The sequence below is a fragment of the Streptomyces sp. NPDC008086 genome (assembly GCF_042957325.1).
In the GTDB taxonomy this organism is placed as follows: Bacteria; Actinomycetota; Actinomycetes; order Streptomycetales; family Streptomycetaceae; genus Streptomyces.
This window is the reverse complement of record NZ_JBIBIA010000003.1, coordinates 393,337-410,273: the sequence shown is the minus strand read 5'-3', so window position 1 is coordinate 410,273 and position 16,937 is coordinate 393,337. Positions and strand designations below refer to the sequence as shown.

Below are 16,937 nucleotides of genomic sequence, written 5' to 3'. Positions count from 1 at the left end.
TGGTTCCCGGAGGGGCGGACGATGGCGCACGGCACGAAGCCCATGGTCGTGAGCATGGGCCGGCGCGACGAGGCGTTCCTGTCCGGACGGTCGTGGCAGGCACGTGGCCACGGCCTGCTCGCCGCGGTGGCGGGCGCCTTCACACTCGCCCAACTCCTGCTCGTAAGGCCCTCGATCGGCCTCGGCTGGGACGAGGTCGTGTACGTCAGTCAGGTCGGCGGCGACGCTCCGGCCGCGTTCTTCAGCGCACCACGCGCTCGTGGCGTCCCCCTGCTGGTCTGGCCCGTCGCCTCCTGGTCGTCCTCCACACCGCTGCTGCGCGTCTACCTCGCCGTCCTGTCCGGACTCGGCCTGTACCTGGCCCTGCGCGCCTGGCGCGGGCTGTTCCCCACCCGCGTCCTGGCCGGCGCGGCGGCCCTCTTCGCCACCCTGTGGGTGACCCTCTTCTACGGCCCGCAGGCCATGCCCAACCTGTGGGTCGCCTTCGGCGCCCTGATCTGCGTCGCCTGCTTCCTGCGGGCCCGCACGGACCGCTTGGACCGACGGGCCCTGTGGGGCGTCCTGGCGGGCGCCACGCTGATGGCCTGGATGCGGCCCACCGACGCCGTCTGGGTGACGCTGCCGCTGCTCGTGCTCGCGCTGGCGGCACGGCACTGGCGGCTCGGCGGCGCCCTCGTGGCGGGCCTCGCGGCCGGTGGCCTCCAGTGGGTCGTCGAGGCGTTCGTCAGCTACGGCGGACTGCGCGAGCGGCTGAACCAGGCCTCCCGGATCCAGGGCGACCTGGGCTGGAACCTCGCCGTCGACGACCAACTGCGCAGCCTCGTCGGCAACACCCTCTGCCGGCCCTGCGACGGCGAGATGCCCACCCCGGTCGTCTACGCCTGGTGGCTCGTGCTCCCATTGCTCGCCGCCTACGGACTGGCCGTCGCGGTCCTCGCCGGCCGCACCACCCGCACCCTGGTCACCCTGGCCTGCGCCGCCACGGCCGCCTTCCCGTACCTGTTCATGATCGGATACGCGGCGCCCCGCTTCCTCCTGCCCGCCTACGCACTGCTCGCCGTCCCGGTCGCGGACGCGCTGCTCCACCTGGCCACCAGACCGAACGGCCGTTGGCGCCCGGTGCCCGCGGCCGTGATCGCCCTCGCCCTGGCCGGACACCTGGCCGTGCAGTACGTCGTGCTGGACCGCACCGTGGACCGCACGACCGCAAGCCGCCAGGCCTGGTCCCGCTCCGCCGCCGCCCTCCACCGCCTCGGCGTGCGCCCGCCCTGCCTGCTGACCGGGCACGAGGCCATCCCCGTCGGCTACTACACCGGCTGCGACTCCGGCGCGGTCAGCGGACACAACGCCAACACCACCAAGGCCGACATCCTGCGCACCGCCCGCAGGATCCCGGTCGGCGCCCTCACCGACCCCGGCGGCACACCGCCCTCCTACGCCCGCGACTGGAAACCCCACCGCCTCGACGGCCTGGAGGTCCACGTCGCACCGGCGCCGGGGGCGGGCGGACCCGAATGACGTCGGAGCACCTCCTCGACGCACCCCAGCGCCGACGCGCGTACTGGCATGCCGCGCTCACCCTCGTCGTCCTGACCGCCGTGGTCTGCCTGGCCCGGCGGCACTGGCCGGTGCTGGAGACCGGCGCGGTGCGGCTCGCCGTCGCCGACCGGGGCTGGCTGCTCGCCGCCGCCCTGGCCACCCTCGCCACCTGGCCCTGCTCGGCGCTCGCCCAACAGGGCGCGGTGCCCGGCCGGCTGCCGCCCGGACGGCTCGTGGCCGGACAGTTCGCCGGGTCCGCCGCCAACCACGTGCTGCCCGCCGGTGTCGGCGCCGGCGCGGTGAACCTGCGCCTCCTCGTCCGCTGCGGCATACCGATCGCCGACGCGGCCACCGCGATCGTGGTCAAGGGCACGGCCGGCGCGCTCGTGCGCGGTGCCCTGCTCGCCGTACTCTTCGCCGCCTGCCCCGGCGTCCTGCGCGTCCCGCACCTCGGCGGGGGCTTCCTGCTCGCCGCGTGCACGCTGACCGCCGGCGCGCTCGTGCTGGTCGCCGGCCCGCTGCGGGTCTGGTGCCGACGGGCGCTGGGGGCCGTACGGTCGTATGCCGGAGCCCTTCACGCGCGACCGGTGCGGGCCGCCGCGCTGTGGGGCGGATCGCTGGCCTTCGTGTCTCTGCACTGTGCCGTGCTGATCGCCGTCACCCGTGCGGTCGCCCTGCCCCTTCCGCCGGCCCGGGTCGCCCTGCTCTACCTCGCCGCGAGCACCGTGGCCGCCCTGCTGCCCACCCCGGGCGGCCTCGGCTCCCTCGACGCCGTCCTCGCGTTCGCGCTCACCACCGGCGGAGCGCCGGTCGAGGCCGCCGCCTCCGCCGTGCTCGGCTACCGGCTGCTGACGGTGTGGCTGCCGCTGGTTCCCGGCCTGGGCGTGCTCGGGATCCTCGTCCGCCGCGGGGCGCTGTGAGCGGGAAAGGCGTTTCCCGCCCGCCCGGTTCAGGTAGGAGTCCGGTTGTCGGCCGGACGCAGGAGGGGGAGCGCCATGACGAGCAGTGAGCACGACGGGCGGTTGGGGGAGGAGTTCTTCGTCCCGGGGTCCTCGTCCTTCACCGAGTTCCTGACGGCACACCGCCCGGGCCTGCTGCCCATGCGCCGTCCCTTCCCCGACGGGGTCCGCGCGGCCCCCGACCGCTTCCCGCACGGCACCACGGTCCTGGCCCTCACCTACCGCGACGGCGTACTGATCGCCGGCGACCGCAGGGCCACCATGGGCAACCTCATCGCCCAGCGCGACCTGGAGAAGGTGCACCCCGCGGACGACCACACCGCGGTCGCCTTCGCGGGCACCGTCGGACTCGCGCTGGACATGGTGAAGCTGTACCAGGTCGAACTGAAGCACTTCGAGAAGATCGAGGGCATCCCGATGACCCTCAAGGCGAAGGCGAGCCGTTTGGCCGGCATGATCCGCCAGAACCTCGGCCAGGCCATGCAGGGCCTCGCCGTCGTACCGCTCCTCGCCAGCTACGACGCCAAGGCACCCGAGGGCGCACGCGGACGCATCTTCGACTTCGAGGTCACCGGCGGACCGTACGAGAAGTACGACTTCCATGCCGAGGGCTCGGGCTCCCCGTACGCCCGCGGCGCCCTCAAGAAGCTGTTCCGCGCGGGGATGTCCCGGCACGAGGCGGCGCTGGCCGCGCTGCACGCGCTGTACGACGCGGCCGACGACGACTCCGCGACCGGCGGGCCGGACATCAACCGCCGTATCTTCCCGACCGTTTCGGTGATCACCGAGGACGGCTTCGAGCGGCTCGCCGAGTCGGAGACGGAGGAACTGAGCCGCGAGATGGTCGCACAGCGCCTCAGCCGGCCGGACGGGCCGAACGCCGCGCCGTGATCAGTCGCGTACCCCCACCTCCTTGCGCCACCTGACGAACTGCTTGTCCGGATCGCCGGTGTACGCCCACGGGGCCCTGGTGGCCCGGCGTTCCAGCATCCGGAAGAGGGCCGCGGCGATGTCATGGGCCCCCGCGTAACAGGCCGCGTGCGCCAGGTGGTTGACGTCGCGCAGCTCGCCCGGGGCGACGCCGTCGTCCGTACGGCCCGTGATCCAGCGCTCCCAGGTGCGGCGGACGTCGCTGACGGCGCCGTCGTTGCTCCAGTGCTGGCCCAGCCCCATCGAGGCGTGCCGGCCCCTGGCCGCGTCCAGGGCGTAGCGGAACTCCTCGACCCGCGCGTACTGCACGAGCACCGGCAGCGGGCAGCCGGACGGTGCCACGCCGGCGGCGTCGCGCGCGAAGTCGTACATCAGACCGTGGGTGCCGTGCCAGCGTGCCGAGTAGTAGTGCAGCACCTGGAGATGGCCCTCGACGCTGTACGGGTCGCGCTGGTGCAACTCGTCCCACCAGCGCGCCAGTTCCTGCCGCCGTACGCCCGACGGATACAGCCGGGCGACGGAGATCAGCGAGATCCACGGGGTCGGGTCGTCCGGGTAGGCGTCGGCCGCCCTGAGACACGACAGCACCGCGCTGTCGACGCGCCGCCGGTCGATCGGCACACCCCGGCCCGCGGTGATCGCCAGGTTGAACGCCCGGGCCGTCTCCGTGGCCGCCCGCAGCACCAGCGCGTCGGCGCTGTGCGGCTCTGCGGCGAGCCACGACTCCGACGTCGAACTGCTCGCACAGGCCTGGGCGAGCAGCCGGGTCCGGTGGCCGCGGACCAGCCAGTTCGGACCGGTGACCCGCAGGAGTTCCCGCAGCCCCTGCCAGCGGCCGATGACGATGTCCTGCCGGGCACGGGTCAGCTCGGCGTCACCGCAGTCGGGGTCGAAGTCGGGAGCGAAGCGGTCTTTCGCCATCGAGGGCTCCCTCAGAAGTCGGTGGGAAGACCCTCGTGGACAGAGGAGTTGCTGCCGCCCGCACCGGCCGGCACGTAGTCCGCCTGCACGGTTCGCGCGGCGTCCAGCTTGGCCGGCCGGTAGTAGTCGCTGCCCTGCCGCCAGTACCAGAGCATCGGGATCAGTCCGGCCGCGAGACCGCCCACGCCGATCGCGATGGCGGAAGCGCTCAGCCCGCCCAGCGACTCGACGAAGATCCAGAACATGAACAGGGCCCCGAACAACGGCCACAGACCGCCGAACACGAAGTTGCCCACCGACTTCAGCAGCGTCCTGCGGTAGGCGACGACCACCGCGAGCCCCGTCAGCCCGTAGTAGACGGCGATCTGGAGGCCCATCGCCGAGATGGCGTCGGAGAGGATGTCGCCCACCGTGCCCAGGAGGTTGGAGGCGATGAACATCGCCAGCGCCACCACGCCGACCACCGCGACGGCCACCCACGGCGTGTTCCACCGGCGGTGCACGCGGCCCAGCGCGGACGGCATCGTACGGTCCCGGCCCATCGCGAACAGCGAACGTGTGACCTGGATGAGCGTGGTCTCCAGGGTGGCGATCGTGGACAGCATCACCGCCACGATCAGCAACTTGCCGCCCCAGCCCGGCCAGACCTCCTGACCTAGCACGGCCAGCACGTTGGCGTCGTTGTCCTGGATCTGCCTCGCGGACAGGATGACGTTCACCGCGATCGTGAACACCTCGAAGAGAAGGAACACGATGCCCACCCCGATGAGCCCCGCGAGGCCGGTCGTACGGCGGCTGTTGCGGGTCTCCTCACTGAGGTTGCTGGTCACGTCCCAGCCCCAGTAGTAGAACGCCGCGATCAACGCCCCCGACGCGAACCCCGACACCCCGTCGAAGTGTCCGAAGCCCAGCCAGGACCAGTCGAACGCCCGGGCGTTGTCGGCGTGCAGCAGGGCGAGGACGGCGAACAGGGCCAGTATCGCCAGCTCCACACCGGACATCACCAACTGCGCCCGCACGGTGAGCCGCGCGCCGCCCAGCACCACCGCCAGCATGATCAGGAACCAGCCGGCGCCGACCAGCGTCGACAGCGCGGTGCTGTCGGCGAGTTCCTCGTCGAAGAGAGCCAGCGTCATCGACCCGGCGGGCAGCGAACCCGCCACCATGAAGATGGTCGCCGAGATCACCAGCGCCCAGCCGCTGATGAACCCCAGAAAGGGATGCAGCGTACGTCCCACCCAGGAGTAACTGGCGCCCGCGTTCACGTCGATCCGGCTGAGATAGCTGAAGGCCAGCGCGATGCCCAGCATCGGTATCGCGCAGTACAGCAGCGCGGCCGGACTGGCCAGTCCGACCGCCGAGACGAGCACGGCCGTGGTCGCGGCGATCGAGTACGCGGGGGCGCTGCCCGCGACCGCCATCACCACCGTGTCGAACGTACCGAGGGCGTTGGCCTGCAGCCCTCTGCCCCTGTTGTTGCTCATGGATGCGCTGCTTTCCGTCGTGCACGACGTGCGGGCGGACCGGCCCCGACGACGTAGGGGGGTGGGGGGTGGAACAACGCCACGAAACCGGGGAGGGATGACCTCGGGTCAGGGGCGGCGGAGCGGAACGGGTGGCGGACACTGTACGCCGTTGCGTTGCCGTGCAGTCACACCGTGTGTGCGAGTGATGATAGCCACACTCCTTGATGCTTCAAGAGCCATGCGATCTTCCGGGGTTGGACCACGCGCAACGGGAAACGCGGTTCAGGACATGCGGCAGCGCAACCAGTCGACCGCGCGAGCGAGGGAGGCAGTCATGAGCAGCGAGAACACGCCCGCGGAGCCGATGGCCGACGACGCGTACCAGCCCACCGGGAGCAACGAGGAACAGCAGGACGCGGCGCCGCTCGACCTTCAGGACGCCGTGGACGAGCGGACCTACGACGACACCCTCGACGAGGGCTACTCCCCGCCGGAGAAGCCGCTCGGCGTGACCAAGCACGGCACCACGGCCGCCGAACAGCACGACGGCGAGACCCTCGACCAACGGCTCACCCAGGAAGTCCCCGACGTGACCGAGCCCGCAGGCGACGAGGTGGGTGATCTGCCGGGCGGCGAGGGTGAGCCCGTCGATCCCGAGGCGGGTGCGGAGCGGGCGGGTCGCCTGGTCGCCCCCGACGAGGGGGCTCATTCCGACACCACGAAGGATGAGGTCGCCTCCGATGTCGGTGTCGATGGCGGGGCGGCCGGTGCGGAGGAGGCGGCGGTGCATGTGGTGGAGTCGCCGGAGCGCGGGGCGCCGTAGGGGCTGCGTCGGGTCTGGCGGGTGCGGGCCGGGTGCGGGCCGGGTGCGGCTGGTCGCGCAGTTCCCCGCGCCCCTGAAGGGGGCCCCTTTCAGTCTCCCAGCCGCTCGATCTGCCGCAGCCTGTTCGTGGCGTCGAGCGCCGCGACCTTGTAGGACTCCGCCAGCGTCGGGTAGTTGAAGACGGCGTCGACCAGATAGTCGACCGTCCCGCCGCAGCCCATCACGGACTGCCCGATGTGGATGAGCTCCGTCGCCCCCGTACCGAAGCAGTGCACCCCGAGCAGGGTGCGGTCCTGTGGCGAGACCAGCAGCTTCAGCATGCCGTGGGAGTCGCCGATGATCTGGCCACGGGCCAGCTCGCGGTAGCGGGCGATGCCGACCTCGAACGGCACCCGGTCCTCGGTCAGCTGGTCCTCGGTCCGGCCCACGAAGCTGATCTCCGGGATGGTGTAGATGCCGATCGGCTGGAGGTTGTGCATCCGGCCGACGGGCTCCCCGAAGGCGTGGTACGCCGCCGCCCGGCCCTGTTCCATCGAGGTCGCGGCCAGCGCCGGGAAGCCGATGACGTCGCCGACGGCGTAGATGTGCGGCACCTCGGTGCGGTAGTGCTCGTCGACGGTGATCCGGCCGCGCGGGTCCGCCGTGAGCCCGGCCCTGTCCAGGTCGAGTTCGGCGGTGAGACCCTGTCGGCCCGCCGAGTACATCACGGCCTCGGCCGGGATCTTCTTGCCGCTCTCCAGGATGGTCAGCGTGCCCCGGGGATGCTGTTCGACCGCGGCGACCGTCTCCCCGAAGCGGAACGTCACCGCGAGGTCCCGCAGGTGGTACTTGAGCGACTCGATCACTTCGACGTCACACATGTCGAGCATCCCGGCCCGTTTCTCCACCACGGTGATCTTGCTGCCGAGCGCGGCGAACATCGAGGCGTACTCCATGCCGATGACCCCGGCACCCACGATGACCATGGAGCGCGGCACCCGCTCCAGCGCCAGGACGTTGTCCGAGTCCAAGATCGTCCGTCCGTCGAACTCCACGCTGCCCGGCCGCGCGGGACGGGTGCCGGTGGCGATGACGACGTGCTCGGCGGTCAGCAGGCGTTCATGGCCGGTGGCCTCGCGCAACGCGACCGTGTGGGGATCGACGAAGCGGCCCGTCCCGGCGTACAGGTTGACCTGGTTGCGGGAGAGCTGGCTGCGGATGACGTCCACCTCCCGGCCGACCACATGCTGGGTGCGGGCGGTCAGGTCGGCGACGGTGATGTCCTCCTTGAGCCGGTAGCTCTGGCCGTACAGATCGCGCTGGGTGAGGCCGGTCAGGTACAGCACCGCCTCGCGCAGGGTCTTGGAGGGGATGGTCCCGGTGTGGATGGAGACGCCGCCCACCATGTCGGGACGGTCGACGACGGCGACCCGGCGGCCCAGCTTGGCCGCGGCGATGGCGGCCTTCTGGCCGCCCGGACCGGATCCGATGACGAGCATGTCGAAGTCGGGCACCTTCAGGAGTCTGACAGCCGTGCGCCCCCTTTCGAAAGGGTGAGCCGGAAACCATTGCCCGGGTGAAGTGCCGGAGCGGGAACGGAAGTTGTGCCGTCCGCCGAGGAGGCCGAGACGGCCTGGCGCGGTTCCGGGTATATGGGTCGATAATGCCGGTATGGGGCATCTGTATCGACTCGTCGACACAAGCGCACCGGCCCGGCTGGCCGCCCCCGACGAGGGCATCGGCCGGGACGAACTGGCGCTCGCGACCCGCAACCACGGCCTGCCGCTGGAAGCCCTGCGCCACGACCTCACCCCGCCCGGACTGCACTACGTCCTGACCCACTACGACATCCCGTACGTCCCCGACGACACCCCCTGGCACCTGGCCCTCGGCGGCCACGTCCACCGCCCGCTACGTCTCGACCTGGCCGAACTGAGGGCGTTCCCGCAGGTCACCACCCGGGTCACCCTGGAGTGTGCGGGCAACGGCCGGGCCCTGCTGACACCCCGGCCGGTCAGTCAGCCCTGGCTCGTCGAGGCGGTCGGCACCGCCGAGTGGACGGGCGTACCGCTGAGGCTGCTGCTCGCCGAGGCCGGAGTCGGGGCGGACGCGGTCGACGTCGTCTTCACCGGCGCCGACCACGGTGTCGAGCGCGGTGTCGAGCAGGACTACCAGCGCGCGCTGCCCGTGGCGGTGGCCAGGGGCGACGACCCCGAGGTACTGGTGGCGTACGAGATGAACGGCGCCCCGCTGCCCCCGCAGCACGGCCGGCCGCTCCGGCTGGTCGTGCCCGGCTGGTACGGGATGGCGCACGTGAAGTGGCTGCGCGAGATCACCGTCGCCGACGAGCCGTTCCGCGGGTTCCAGCAGGCCGTGGCGTACCGGCTGCGCCAGGATCCCGAGGACGAGGGCGAGCCGGTCACCCGCATCGCACCCCGCGCCCTGCTCGTCCCGCCCGGCTTCCCCGACTTCATGTCCCGGGCCCGCGTGGTCCGGCCCGGCCCGGTGCTTCTGGAGGGACGTGCCTGGTCCGGGCGGGCTCCGGTGGCGCGCGTCGAGGTCAGCGCCGACGCGGGGCGCACCTGGCAGGAGGCCGGGCTGGAGCCGGACGGCGGGCACCGGTGGGCATGGCGCCGGTGGCGGCACAGTTGGACGGCTCGGCCCGGCGAGCACGTCCTGAGCGCCCGGGCCACCGACGCCGAGGGCCGGACGCAGCCACTGGAGCCGCAGTGGAACCGCGGTGGCTTCGCCAACAACCTCGTCCAGCGGGTTCCGGTGCTGTGCGTGGACGGGCACACGGCGACCCCGGGTGCCGACACGCACCCGGGGTCGACTCGCGCGGATTCCGGACGGTGAGGCCGGGCTGAGGCTAGGGCAGCAGCTTGTCGAGGGCGGAGGGACCCTCGTCCGCCAGCTTGCGCTTGGCCCATTCCAAATTGCGGGGGGTGAGATCCTTGCCTGAGGCAAGCACTATGTCCTCGGGCGACACATCGGTGCCGGTGCGGGCATGGAGCAGGTCGTCCGGGGTCACGCGCTCCCCGGACGGCCCGGACGCTTCGGGCTGGGACGTCGGCATCATCTCTGCTCCTCGGATCCGGGTGACTTCCTTCGGGCCCGGTGCGGTCATCGGGTCTGTTAACACCATTCAACGCCGGAGCGGACCCTGCATCCGGAGGCGCCGAAGGCCCGCTGAACACCCGCCGGTCCCTGGACACCCGGAGTACCTCCGCGGCCCCGCTGCGAAACCGCCCGTCCCAGGTCTCGACGCACCCGGGGTACGGGGTCAGCTCTCGAACGGCGTGAGCGTCAGCCGGATCCCCGTCGGTGCCGTGTCCTGGATGTACGAGGCGAAGTCGGCCACGTCGTCGAAGGCGAAGCCGTACGCCTTGCCGTCCTCGGTGGCCGCGTGCATCGCCTTGGCGTAGTGGTTGGTCAGGCCGGTCCGGTAGAAGGCGGCGGCGTCGGTCGTCGGCTGGGCGGGATGGCTGAGCAGCGTCGAGCGGTTGAAGCCGGCGCCGAGGATCGCGGCGACCGGGCCGGTCGTGCCGTCGTTCGGGGCGGCGAGATTGCCGTCGCAGAACAGCACGTCCCGCGTCGACGGCTTGGCGAAGGACACCTGCGCGGGCCCGTCGAAGGTGAACCGTTCACCGCGCACCCGCCCGGTGAACGTCCCCGCGTTGGTGGTGACGGCCAGATCCCGCCCGGTGTACGTGCTCCACACCTCGTCGATGTACGGCGCGAAGTAGTCCTTGGCGAACAGTCCCGCGTCCAGGCCGTGTCCCGGGGCGATCACGCGCGTGTCGTCCACGACGAGCCGCGCGAACTCCGCGACCTGCCGGACCGCAGCGAACGCCGCCGCCCGCCCGCCTGCCCGCAGCCTGCCCGCCGTCTGGTCCTTGGCGCCGGTCAGCCGGATGCTCAGCGGCACGCTGAACATGTCGACCATGGTGGTGTTGCAGAACATGCCGGCCGAGTTGTACGTGAACTCGGCGCAGTCGTGCAGCACCGCGTAGTTGGGGTCCGAGGTCACCCAGCCGGCCGGGTACTGGAGCGCGGCGTTGCCGTTGCCGTCCGTGACGGCCTTGAACCTGAGCTTCTCGCCGAGCGACACGTAGATCCGGCCGGACATCTGCGGCAGCGAGAGCCGGGTCTCGCCGCTGCCGGCCAGGCTGATCGCGTAGTCGGTGAAGCCGTCGGGTCCGTTGTCCGACAGCGCGATCGGCGCGAGGGCGCCGTCGGGCGTGACGCGTACCTGCCGCCCGTCCTTGTTGCCGACGACGTAGACGTGGACGTTCGCGTTGCCGAAGGAACCACTCTCGTTGACGATCGTCAGCGGCAGCGCGGCCGCCGCCGCACGGGCGTCGCCGTCCCCGGGCGTGCCCGCGAGGGCGTACGGGGCCACGGCGGCCGCGGCGGGGACGGCCACCGCCGTGCCACCGAGGGCGAGGAGAAGCCTGCGTCGGCCGAGTGGGCGCTCATGGCGGGAAGTCATGTGGGGGTCTCCCGAGTCCGTGGTCTGTGTGTGGTCTGTATGTGTGGGGGGCTGGTCCGCATCAGCGGCGGTGCCGTCGACGATCGTTCTGAGAGCGCTCTCGAACCGGGCGTCACAGCCGCCGATGGGCCCTGATGGTACGCACCAGCTCCGCAGGGGCCAATGGGTTTGCACCAAGTCCAAACTCCCATCAGCTGCGGGAACTTGAAGGACCACGGAATACGTGCGACGGCTTAACCCTCTCCTAAGGTCCACTTAAGTCGCTCCGGCACGTGAGAGCGCTCTCCGACATCCGTGGAGGGCTGGTTGGGGACCTGCGAAAACCCATGGACGGCTCCGACGAAGATCGCGTACGGTGTGGCTCCACGCCCTGAGACGGACGGAAGGAGGCGAGTGCCGTGCGGTTCACCCCAGTCCAGCGCTCCTCTTCCCGTTGCCCCGGCGTGTCGCGTCAGATCTGACCGGGAGCGCTCCATGCAGCCCTCATCCCGGAGGAATCCGTGACCGATCTGGTCATCCGCGCGCTCTCCGCGAGCGACGCCCATCTCTTCGACGCCCACCCCGACCCGCTCGGCGCCCGTGAGGGCCACCGACGGACCCGGTTCCGCCCCGACTGGAAGCGCGTCGCCCTGCGCGACGGCACGGTCGTGGCGCGCGGCGCCTGGTGGGGCGGCCCCGACGACTCGGAGCCCGTCAACATCAACTGGTTCGACGTGGCCGAGGGCGAGGAGGAGGCCGGCGCCGAACTCCTGCGCTCCGCCCCCTGGCAGGTCGAACTCGAGATCAACCTGCCCGGCGGTTGGCGGGACGAGCCCGCCCTGAAGGCCGCCGCCGACGCCCGCTTCAACGCGGCCCACGCGGCCGGCTACGAACCCCTGGTGGAACGCTTCCTCTACCGCTGGACCCCTGAACTCGGCCTGCCCGAGCGCCCCGGACGCCTGCGCTTCGGCCCCGAACCCGACGACGCGGTCTTCTTCGACGCGCTGCGCCGCATCCACTCCGCCACCCTCGACGCCCACGCGCTGAGGGCCATCGAGGAGGGCGGCCTCGACCAAGCCGCCCAGGAGGAGCTGGACTTCTTCCACTGGTGCCCCTCGCCACGCGAGTGGTGGCAGGTCGCGCACACGCCCGACGGCGAGCTGGCCGGCATCCACATCCCGGCCCACAATCCCACCGGCCCGACCATCGGCTTCATCGGAGTCGTCCCGGAACAGCGGGGCCACGGCTATGCCTACGACCTCCTCGCGGAGTGCACCCACCTCCTCGCCGAGCAGGGCGCAAAGTTCATCGGCGCCGCCACGGACCAGGGCAACTTCCCCATGGCCGCGAACTTCGCCAAGGCGGGCTTCCCCGTGGTGAGCGAGCGCATCAACTTCCGGGCGCCGAAGCCGGCGTAACCAGTAGGCCATGGAGGCGGCCCGGCCCGACTGTGGGGCCGGGCCGCCTGTCAGTGGTGGGTGGCATGCTGGGCGGCGGTGGGATCTACGCGGGACCAGGGAGGCGGCGTGGGGTTCGAAGGCGGGGTCTGGCAGGTGCGCGGTGCCGACGCGCCCGTGGGGGAGATCGTCATCGACGGGGCCGACTTCCCGTGGCTCTCGGGTCGCTTCACACCCGGCCCGGGGTACGACGCGGTCAGCGGTCTCTTCGCCCGTGAACTGGCCCTGCTGGAGCGGGACTCCGAGCTCGACGTGGAGGCGTGGGAAGCGGCTTACGACGAGATCCGAAGACGCGTCTCACTGTCCTCACCGGACGGGTCCGTGGCCGAGTTCCTGCTGCACATCGAGGGGGAGCGGGCTTGGTTCCGGTGGAGTGAGGAGCCGTTCGAGGACGGGGACGGGCGCGGGGAGGAAGGCTAGGCAGACGGTCAGGCGTGCCTGGGGGTGCGGGCCAGGCGCCGCGAGGGGCAGGCGGGCCTCGGCGCACCTGCCACCTCAAGGAAGGACCCCCGTCGGCGTTCGCACGGCGGCGCGCAGGCGGGCCGCGTCCTGGCTCGGTGGGGTGCCGAACTGGCGGCGGTACTCGCGGCTGAACTGTGAGGGGTTGTCGTAGCCGACGCGCTGTCCGACCCCGGTGACGTCGCCGGGGTGGGTGGTGAGCAGCAGTCGGGCCTCCTGGAGCCGGATCTGCTTCTGGAACTGGATGGGGCTCATCGCGGTCACCGCCTGGAAGTTGCGGTAGAAGGCGGAGACGCTCATGCCGGACATCCGCGCCACGTCCTCGACCCGGAAGGGCTCCGCGTAGTGCTCGCGGATCCAGCGCACGGCACGCGAGACATGGCTGAGGCTGCTGTCGGCGAGACCGAGCTGGCGCACCGTCGCGCCCTGCTCGCCGGTGATGACGCGCCACAGGATCTCCCGTTTGACCAGCGGGGCGAGTACGGCGCGGTCGCGGGGTTCGTCGAGCAGGCGCAGCAGTCGGACGACCGCGTCGAGCAGCGCGGCAGGGGCGTCGCTGACGGCGATCCCCGAGGGTGTGCCTCCGCCGACGCGGGGCGTGTCCCCGGGGCCGGCGCGCAGCAGCAACTCGGCGACGGCGGACGGGTCCAGCTCGAGGCCGAACCCGAGGGCCGGCCGCTCGGGGTCGGCCTGGGTGAACTGGCCGGTCACGGGCAGGTCGACCGAGGCGACCAGGTACTGCCCGGGGCCGTACTCGTAGACCCGGTCACCCAGGGCGAGTCGTTTGGCGCCCTGGGCGATGACCGCGAGCACCGTGCCCGACATGGACGGCGCCGGTGGGTCCGGGCGGTCGACCTTGGAGATGAGGACGCCGTCGACGGCGGTGGTCCAGTCGGGCCGGGCATGCCGGGCCAGCAACGTCCGGAGCTCTTCCAGATGCATGCCTCCATTGCAGCACCGCCGCGGACGAAAGCTCCCGGACCCGGGAGGATCGTGCAAGCACGAGGGAGCATCGTTCTAACGTTTCCGCAGGTCAGATCGGTTGACTGGATTCACCGCACTCCACCGCCGACTGTTCCTGGGAGGGACGTCATGAAGGTCGCCATCGTCACCGGAGCCAGCTCCGGCATCGGGCAGAGCGCCGCGATCGAGATCGCCAGGCGCGGGATCGGGGTCATCCCGACCTACAGCGGCAACCCGCGAGGAGCGCGGGACACCGTCGCCGCCGTCGAGAAGGAGGGCGGCACGGCCGTCGCGCTGCCGCTGGACGTCGGCGAGAGCGGCACCTTCGCGGACTTCCGCGAGACGGTGGCCGGCGTGCTGCGTGACACCTGGCGGCGCGACACCTTCGACCACCTGGTGAACAACGCCGGGTTCGCGCACTCCGCGCTGATCGAGGACATGACCGAGGAGACGTTCGACAGGCTCACGCGGGTCCTGCTCAAGGGACCGTACTTCCTGACGCAGAAGCTGCTGCCGCTGATGGCGGACGGCGGGGCCATCGTCAACACCAGCAGCAACTCGACGGCGACCGGAGCCGAGCCCGGCTACTCGGCGTACGCGTCGATGAAGGGCGGCCTCGACGTGCTGACCCGGTACATGGCCAAGGAGTTCAGCCCGCGCGGCATCCGCGTCAACGCCGTCTCACCCGGCGCGACCCGGACCCGACTCGGCGACGACGCCTTCACCAGGTTCCCCGAGGTGATCCCGGCCCTCGCGGCGAGGACCGCGCTCGGCCGGGTCGGGGAACCCGACGACATCGGCGCGATGATCGCCACCCTGGTGTCCGACGAGAGCCGCTGGGTCACCGCGCAGAACATCGAGGTGTCGGGCGGCTACAACCTCTAGGACCGGGCAGGTCCGCCGGACCCAGGCCGGCCTCAGGCTTCGCCGTCCAGCAGCGCCTCGGCCGTCGCCAGGATCTCGGTGACCCGCAGTCCGAACGCCGCGTCGCACGCATGCGGCCGACCTGTACGGGAGGCCGCCAGCAGGGCGTCCGCGGCCCGGCCCAGGGCGGACACCGCGCTCTCGGTGCTCTGCGGCAACCGCGTCACTCCGGCGGCGCCCCGCAGCTCCACCGTAGCCCCCGCCGCTGCGGGCGGTGCCGTGAGGCTGAGGGTCATGGTGCTCGACGCGCCGCCGAGGTGGTCGAGGACCAGGTGGACGGTGTCGCCGGGGCCGGGCGCGGCCGCCGTCACGCGGCTCGCGTCACCCAGGATCGGCAGCAGCACCGACAGCGCGTGCGGACCCACGTCCCACAGGGCGCCCTTCTCCCGCCGCCACGGCGTGGCGAACGGGTTGTCGTCCCCGCTGAACACCGCGCCGAGCCACTCCGCCCGCCCCGTGAACCAGCCCTCCACCGCGCCCTGTTCGGTGATCCACGCCTCGGTCTCCGGCTGGAAACGGGCGGTGAAGAAGACGACCGAGGCCACACCGGCCTCCTCGACGGCTCCGGCGACCGCCCGGGCCTGCTCGACCGTCGGCGCGAGCGGCTTGTCGAGCAGCAGATGGCGACCCGCCCGCGCGGCCCGCACGGCCAAGTCCGCCTGAACGGCAGGGGGGAGCGCCACGGCCACCGCGTCCACGTCGGCGAGCAGCGTGTCGACCTCGTCGTAGGCGCGCACGCCGTAGCCGTCGGCCAACTCCTTGGTGGGGGCCGTACGCCGGCCCCACACGCCCACGAAGTCCAGTTCGCCGTGCCGGCTCAGGGCGGGGGCGTGAGCCATCCGAGCCCACGGGCCGGTGCCGAGCAGTCCGATGCGCATGCCGCCGCCTCTCACTGTGCCGAGCAGTACCGAGCTGTGCCGACGCTCGCCGAACGTCGTTCAGCCCGTCGGTCGAGGGTGAGCGTGTCACACCCACCAGGAGGCCGCGCAAGCGGGCGGGCGGCCGATCTCGGCGACCGGGATTCAGCGGCGCCGTCGCTGAATGCGTTCTCGTTCTTCTATTGGACCTTGCGCGACACGGCGGCCAGGCTGGTGTCGCTCCGGTTCCCGCACGACAGCCGAGAACACGACAGCCGAGAAGAGGGGGCACAGCCCATGCACACCCGCCGCATCGGGGACGTCGAGGTCAACGCGATCGGGCTGGGCGCGATGCCCATGTCCATCGAGGGCCGCCCGGACGAGGCGCGTTCCCTCGCCACCCTCCACGCCGCGCTCGACGCCGGGGTGACCCTGATCGACACCGCGGACGCCTACCACCGGGACGCCGCCGAGGTCGGTCACAACGAGACCCTGATCGCCAAGGCCCTCGCCTCCCACGACCTGGGCAAGGACGTCCTCGTCGCCACGAAGGGCGGCCATCTGCGACCCGGTGACGGAAGCTGGACGCTCGACGGCAGCCCCCGGCACCTCAAGGAGGCCTGCGAGGAGTCGCTGCGCCGGCTCGGCGTCGAGGCCATCGGGCTCTACCAGTTCCACCGCCCCGACCCCCGGGTGCCGTACGCCGAGTCGGTCGGCGCCGTACGCGACCTGCTCGACGAGGGCAAGATCCGGATGGCCGGGATCTCCAACGCGAACCCGGACCAGATCCGGCAGGCGAACGACATCCTCGGCGGCCGGCTGGTCTCCGTGCAGAACCAGTTCTCCCCGGCGTTCCGCTCCAGCGAGCCGGAGCTGCGCCTGTGCGACGAACTCGGTGTCGCCTTCCTGCCCTGGAGCCCGCTCGGCGGCATCGCCCGGGCTCGTGAACTGGGCTCCGCGTACGCCCCGTTCGCGCGCGTCGCCGAGGCCCACGGGGTGAGCCCGCAACGCGTCTGCCTGGCCTGGATGCTCGCCAAGTCGCCCGTCGTCGTGCCCATTCCCGGATCGAGCCGGCCGGAGACGATCCTGGACTCGCTCGCCGCGACCGACCTCGTGCTCACCGCCGAGGAGATAGCGGAGCTCGACGCCGTCTGAGCACCCCCGGGATCCCTTCCGGAATGCGCTTGTA

Annotated in this window: 16 protein-coding genes; 9 read left to right on the top strand and 7 right to left on the bottom strand. The window is 71.8% G+C overall.

Features of this window, described 5'->3' with window-relative positions:
- Window positions 1–21 precede the first annotated feature (21 nt).
- The 3 genes from ACFZBP_RS12110 to prcB all read left to right on the top strand — a co-directional run bounded on the left by ACFZBP_RS12110 (window position 22) and on the right by prcB (window position 3,389).
- A complete protein-coding gene (locus tag ACFZBP_RS12110) occupies window positions 22–1,518 on the top strand; it encodes a hypothetical protein (protein WP_391412289.1) in 1,497 nt (498 codons plus the stop codon).
- Window positions 1,515–2,459 carry a lysylphosphatidylglycerol synthase domain-containing protein gene (locus ACFZBP_RS12105; protein ID WP_391412287.1) on the top strand — a complete coding sequence of 315 codons (945 nt, stop codon included), beginning with the start codon at window positions 1,515–1,517 and terminating at the stop codon, window positions 2,457–2,459. The genes ACFZBP_RS12110 and ACFZBP_RS12105 overlap by 4 nt, the downstream gene beginning before the upstream one ends.
- A 75-nt stretch (window positions 2,460–2,534) precedes the next feature.
- The gene (prcB, locus tag ACFZBP_RS12100) at window positions 2,535–3,389 is read left to right on the top strand and encodes a proteasome subunit beta (RefSeq protein WP_391412285.1); all 855 of its coding nucleotides are present in this window, start codon (window positions 2,535–2,537) and stop codon (window positions 3,387–3,389) included.
- Here the strand turns inward: prcB and ACFZBP_RS12095 are convergent, their stop codons facing one another.
- Both ACFZBP_RS12095 and ACFZBP_RS12090 read right to left on the bottom strand, forming a co-directional pair.
- Entirely contained in the window at window positions 3,390–4,349 is a 960-nt protein-coding gene (locus ACFZBP_RS12095) for a hypothetical protein (protein WP_383443135.1), read from the bottom strand.
- An 11-nt stretch (window positions 4,350–4,360) separates the two neighbouring features.
- On the bottom strand, window positions 4,361–5,833 hold the full coding sequence (locus ACFZBP_RS12090) for an amino acid permease (RefSeq protein ID WP_391412282.1): 1,473 nt from the start codon (window positions 5,831–5,833) through the stop codon (window positions 4,361–4,363).
- A 316-nt stretch (window positions 5,834–6,149) separates the two neighbouring features.
- Between ACFZBP_RS12090 and ACFZBP_RS12085 the strand changes: the two genes are divergently transcribed.
- On the top strand, window positions 6,150–6,638 hold the full coding sequence (locus ACFZBP_RS12085; RefSeq protein ID WP_391412280.1) for a DUF5709 domain-containing protein: 489 nt from the start codon (window positions 6,150–6,152) through the stop codon (window positions 6,636–6,638).
- A gap of 89 nt (window positions 6,639–6,727) precedes the next feature.
- On the opposite strand, the gene sthA is transcribed toward ACFZBP_RS12085, so the two are convergent.
- Entirely contained in the window at window positions 6,728–8,131 is a 1,404-nt protein-coding gene (sthA, locus tag ACFZBP_RS12080; RefSeq protein WP_383443144.1) for a Si-specific NAD(P)(+) transhydrogenase, read from the bottom strand.
- Between the two features lie 157 nt (window positions 8,132–8,288).
- Between sthA and ACFZBP_RS12075 the strand changes: the two genes are divergently transcribed.
- Complete coding sequence (locus ACFZBP_RS12075; RefSeq protein WP_391412277.1) at window positions 8,289–9,473, top strand: molybdopterin-dependent oxidoreductase; 1,185 nt, start codon at window positions 8,289–8,291, stop codon at window positions 9,471–9,473.
- 13 nt (window positions 9,474–9,486) lie between these two features.
- Here the strand turns inward: ACFZBP_RS12075 and ACFZBP_RS12070 are convergent, their stop codons facing one another.
- Both ACFZBP_RS12070 and ACFZBP_RS12065 read right to left on the bottom strand, forming a co-directional pair.
- A complete protein-coding gene (locus ACFZBP_RS12070) occupies window positions 9,487–9,693 on the bottom strand; it encodes a hypothetical protein (RefSeq protein ID WP_383444094.1) in 207 nt (68 codons plus the stop codon).
- Window positions 9,694–9,900: 207 nt separating this feature from the next.
- Window positions 9,901–11,109 (bottom strand): beta-1,3-glucanase family protein, encoded by a 1,209-nt coding sequence (locus tag ACFZBP_RS12065; protein WP_391412274.1) that lies wholly within the window; start codon window positions 11,107–11,109, stop codon window positions 9,901–9,903.
- Window positions 11,110–11,609: 500 nt separating this feature from the next.
- Here ACFZBP_RS12065 and ACFZBP_RS12060 point away from each other — a divergent pair, with 500 nt between their 5' ends.
- Both ACFZBP_RS12060 and ACFZBP_RS12055 read left to right on the top strand, forming a co-directional pair.
- Window positions 11,610–12,506 (top strand): GNAT family N-acetyltransferase, encoded by an 897-nt coding sequence (locus ACFZBP_RS12060; protein WP_383443153.1) that lies wholly within the window; start codon window positions 11,610–11,612, stop codon window positions 12,504–12,506.
- Between the two features lie 108 nt (window positions 12,507–12,614).
- On the top strand, window positions 12,615–12,965 hold the full coding sequence (locus tag ACFZBP_RS12055) for a hypothetical protein (protein WP_391412271.1): 351 nt from the start codon (window positions 12,615–12,617) through the stop codon (window positions 12,963–12,965).
- Between the two features lie 75 nt (window positions 12,966–13,040).
- Here ACFZBP_RS12055 and ACFZBP_RS12050 read toward each other — a convergent pair whose 3' ends face one another.
- Window positions 13,041–13,946: an AraC family transcriptional regulator N-terminal domain-containing protein gene (locus tag ACFZBP_RS12050; RefSeq protein ID WP_391412269.1), complete on the bottom strand. Its 906-nt coding sequence runs from the start codon at window positions 13,944–13,946 to the stop codon at window positions 13,041–13,043.
- 150 nt (window positions 13,947–14,096) lie between these two features.
- On the opposite strand from ACFZBP_RS12050, the gene ACFZBP_RS12045 reads away from it, so the two are divergent.
- Complete coding sequence (locus tag ACFZBP_RS12045; protein ID WP_383443162.1) at window positions 14,097–14,852, top strand: SDR family NAD(P)-dependent oxidoreductase; 756 nt, start codon at window positions 14,097–14,099, stop codon at window positions 14,850–14,852.
- 32 nt (window positions 14,853–14,884) lie between these two features.
- Here the strand turns inward: ACFZBP_RS12045 and ACFZBP_RS12040 are convergent, their stop codons facing one another.
- Window positions 14,885–15,769, bottom strand: a complete 885-nt coding sequence (locus ACFZBP_RS12040) for a Gfo/Idh/MocA family protein (protein WP_383443165.1) — start codon at window positions 15,767–15,769, stop codon at window positions 14,885–14,887.
- A gap of 276 nt (window positions 15,770–16,045) precedes the next feature.
- On the opposite strand from ACFZBP_RS12040, the gene ACFZBP_RS12035 reads away from it, so the two are divergent.
- Window positions 16,046–16,903 carry an aldo/keto reductase gene (locus tag ACFZBP_RS12035; RefSeq protein WP_391412266.1) on the top strand — a complete coding sequence of 286 codons (858 nt, stop codon included), beginning with the start codon at window positions 16,046–16,048 and terminating at the stop codon, window positions 16,901–16,903.
- Window positions 16,904–16,937 lie beyond the last annotated feature (34 nt).

Coding starts and splice junctions, on each gene's coding strand:
- ACFZBP_RS12050 (WP_391412269.1), bottom strand. CDS start 13,946: ATGCATCTGGAAGAGCTCCGGACGTTGCTGGCCCGGCATGCCCGGCCC.
- ACFZBP_RS12035 (WP_391412266.1), top strand. CDS start 16,046: ATGCACACCCGCCGCATCGGGGACGTCGAGGTCAACGCGATCGGGCTG.
- ACFZBP_RS12105 (WP_391412287.1), top strand. CDS start 1,515: ATGACGTCGGAGCACCTCCTCGACGCACCCCAGCGCCGACGCGCGTAC.
- ACFZBP_RS12075 (WP_391412277.1), top strand. CDS start 8,289: ATGGGGCATCTGTATCGACTCGTCGACACAAGCGCACCGGCCCGGCTG.
- ACFZBP_RS12065 (WP_391412274.1), bottom strand. CDS start 11,109: ATGACTTCCCGCCATGAGCGCCCACTCGGCCGACGCAGGCTTCTCCTC.
- ACFZBP_RS12070 (WP_383444094.1), bottom strand. CDS start 9,693: ATGCCGACGTCCCAGCCCGAAGCGTCCGGGCCGTCCGGGGAGCGCGTG.
- ACFZBP_RS12090 (WP_391412282.1), bottom strand. CDS start 5,833: ATGAGCAACAACAGGGGCAGAGGGCTGCAGGCCAACGCCCTCGGTACG.
- ACFZBP_RS12085 (WP_391412280.1), top strand. CDS start 6,150: ATGAGCAGCGAGAACACGCCCGCGGAGCCGATGGCCGACGACGCGTAC.
- ACFZBP_RS12045 (WP_383443162.1), top strand. CDS start 14,097: ATGAAGGTCGCCATCGTCACCGGAGCCAGCTCCGGCATCGGGCAGAGC.
- prcB (WP_391412285.1), top strand. CDS start 2,535: ATGACGAGCAGTGAGCACGACGGGCGGTTGGGGGAGGAGTTCTTCGTC.
- ACFZBP_RS12040 (WP_383443165.1), bottom strand. CDS start 15,769: ATGCGCATCGGACTGCTCGGCACCGGCCCGTGGGCTCGGATGGCTCAC.
- ACFZBP_RS12095 (WP_383443135.1), bottom strand. CDS start 4,349: ATGGCGAAAGACCGCTTCGCTCCCGACTTCGACCCCGACTGCGGTGAC.
- ACFZBP_RS12110 (WP_391412289.1), top strand. CDS start 22: ATGGCGCACGGCACGAAGCCCATGGTCGTGAGCATGGGCCGGCGCGAC.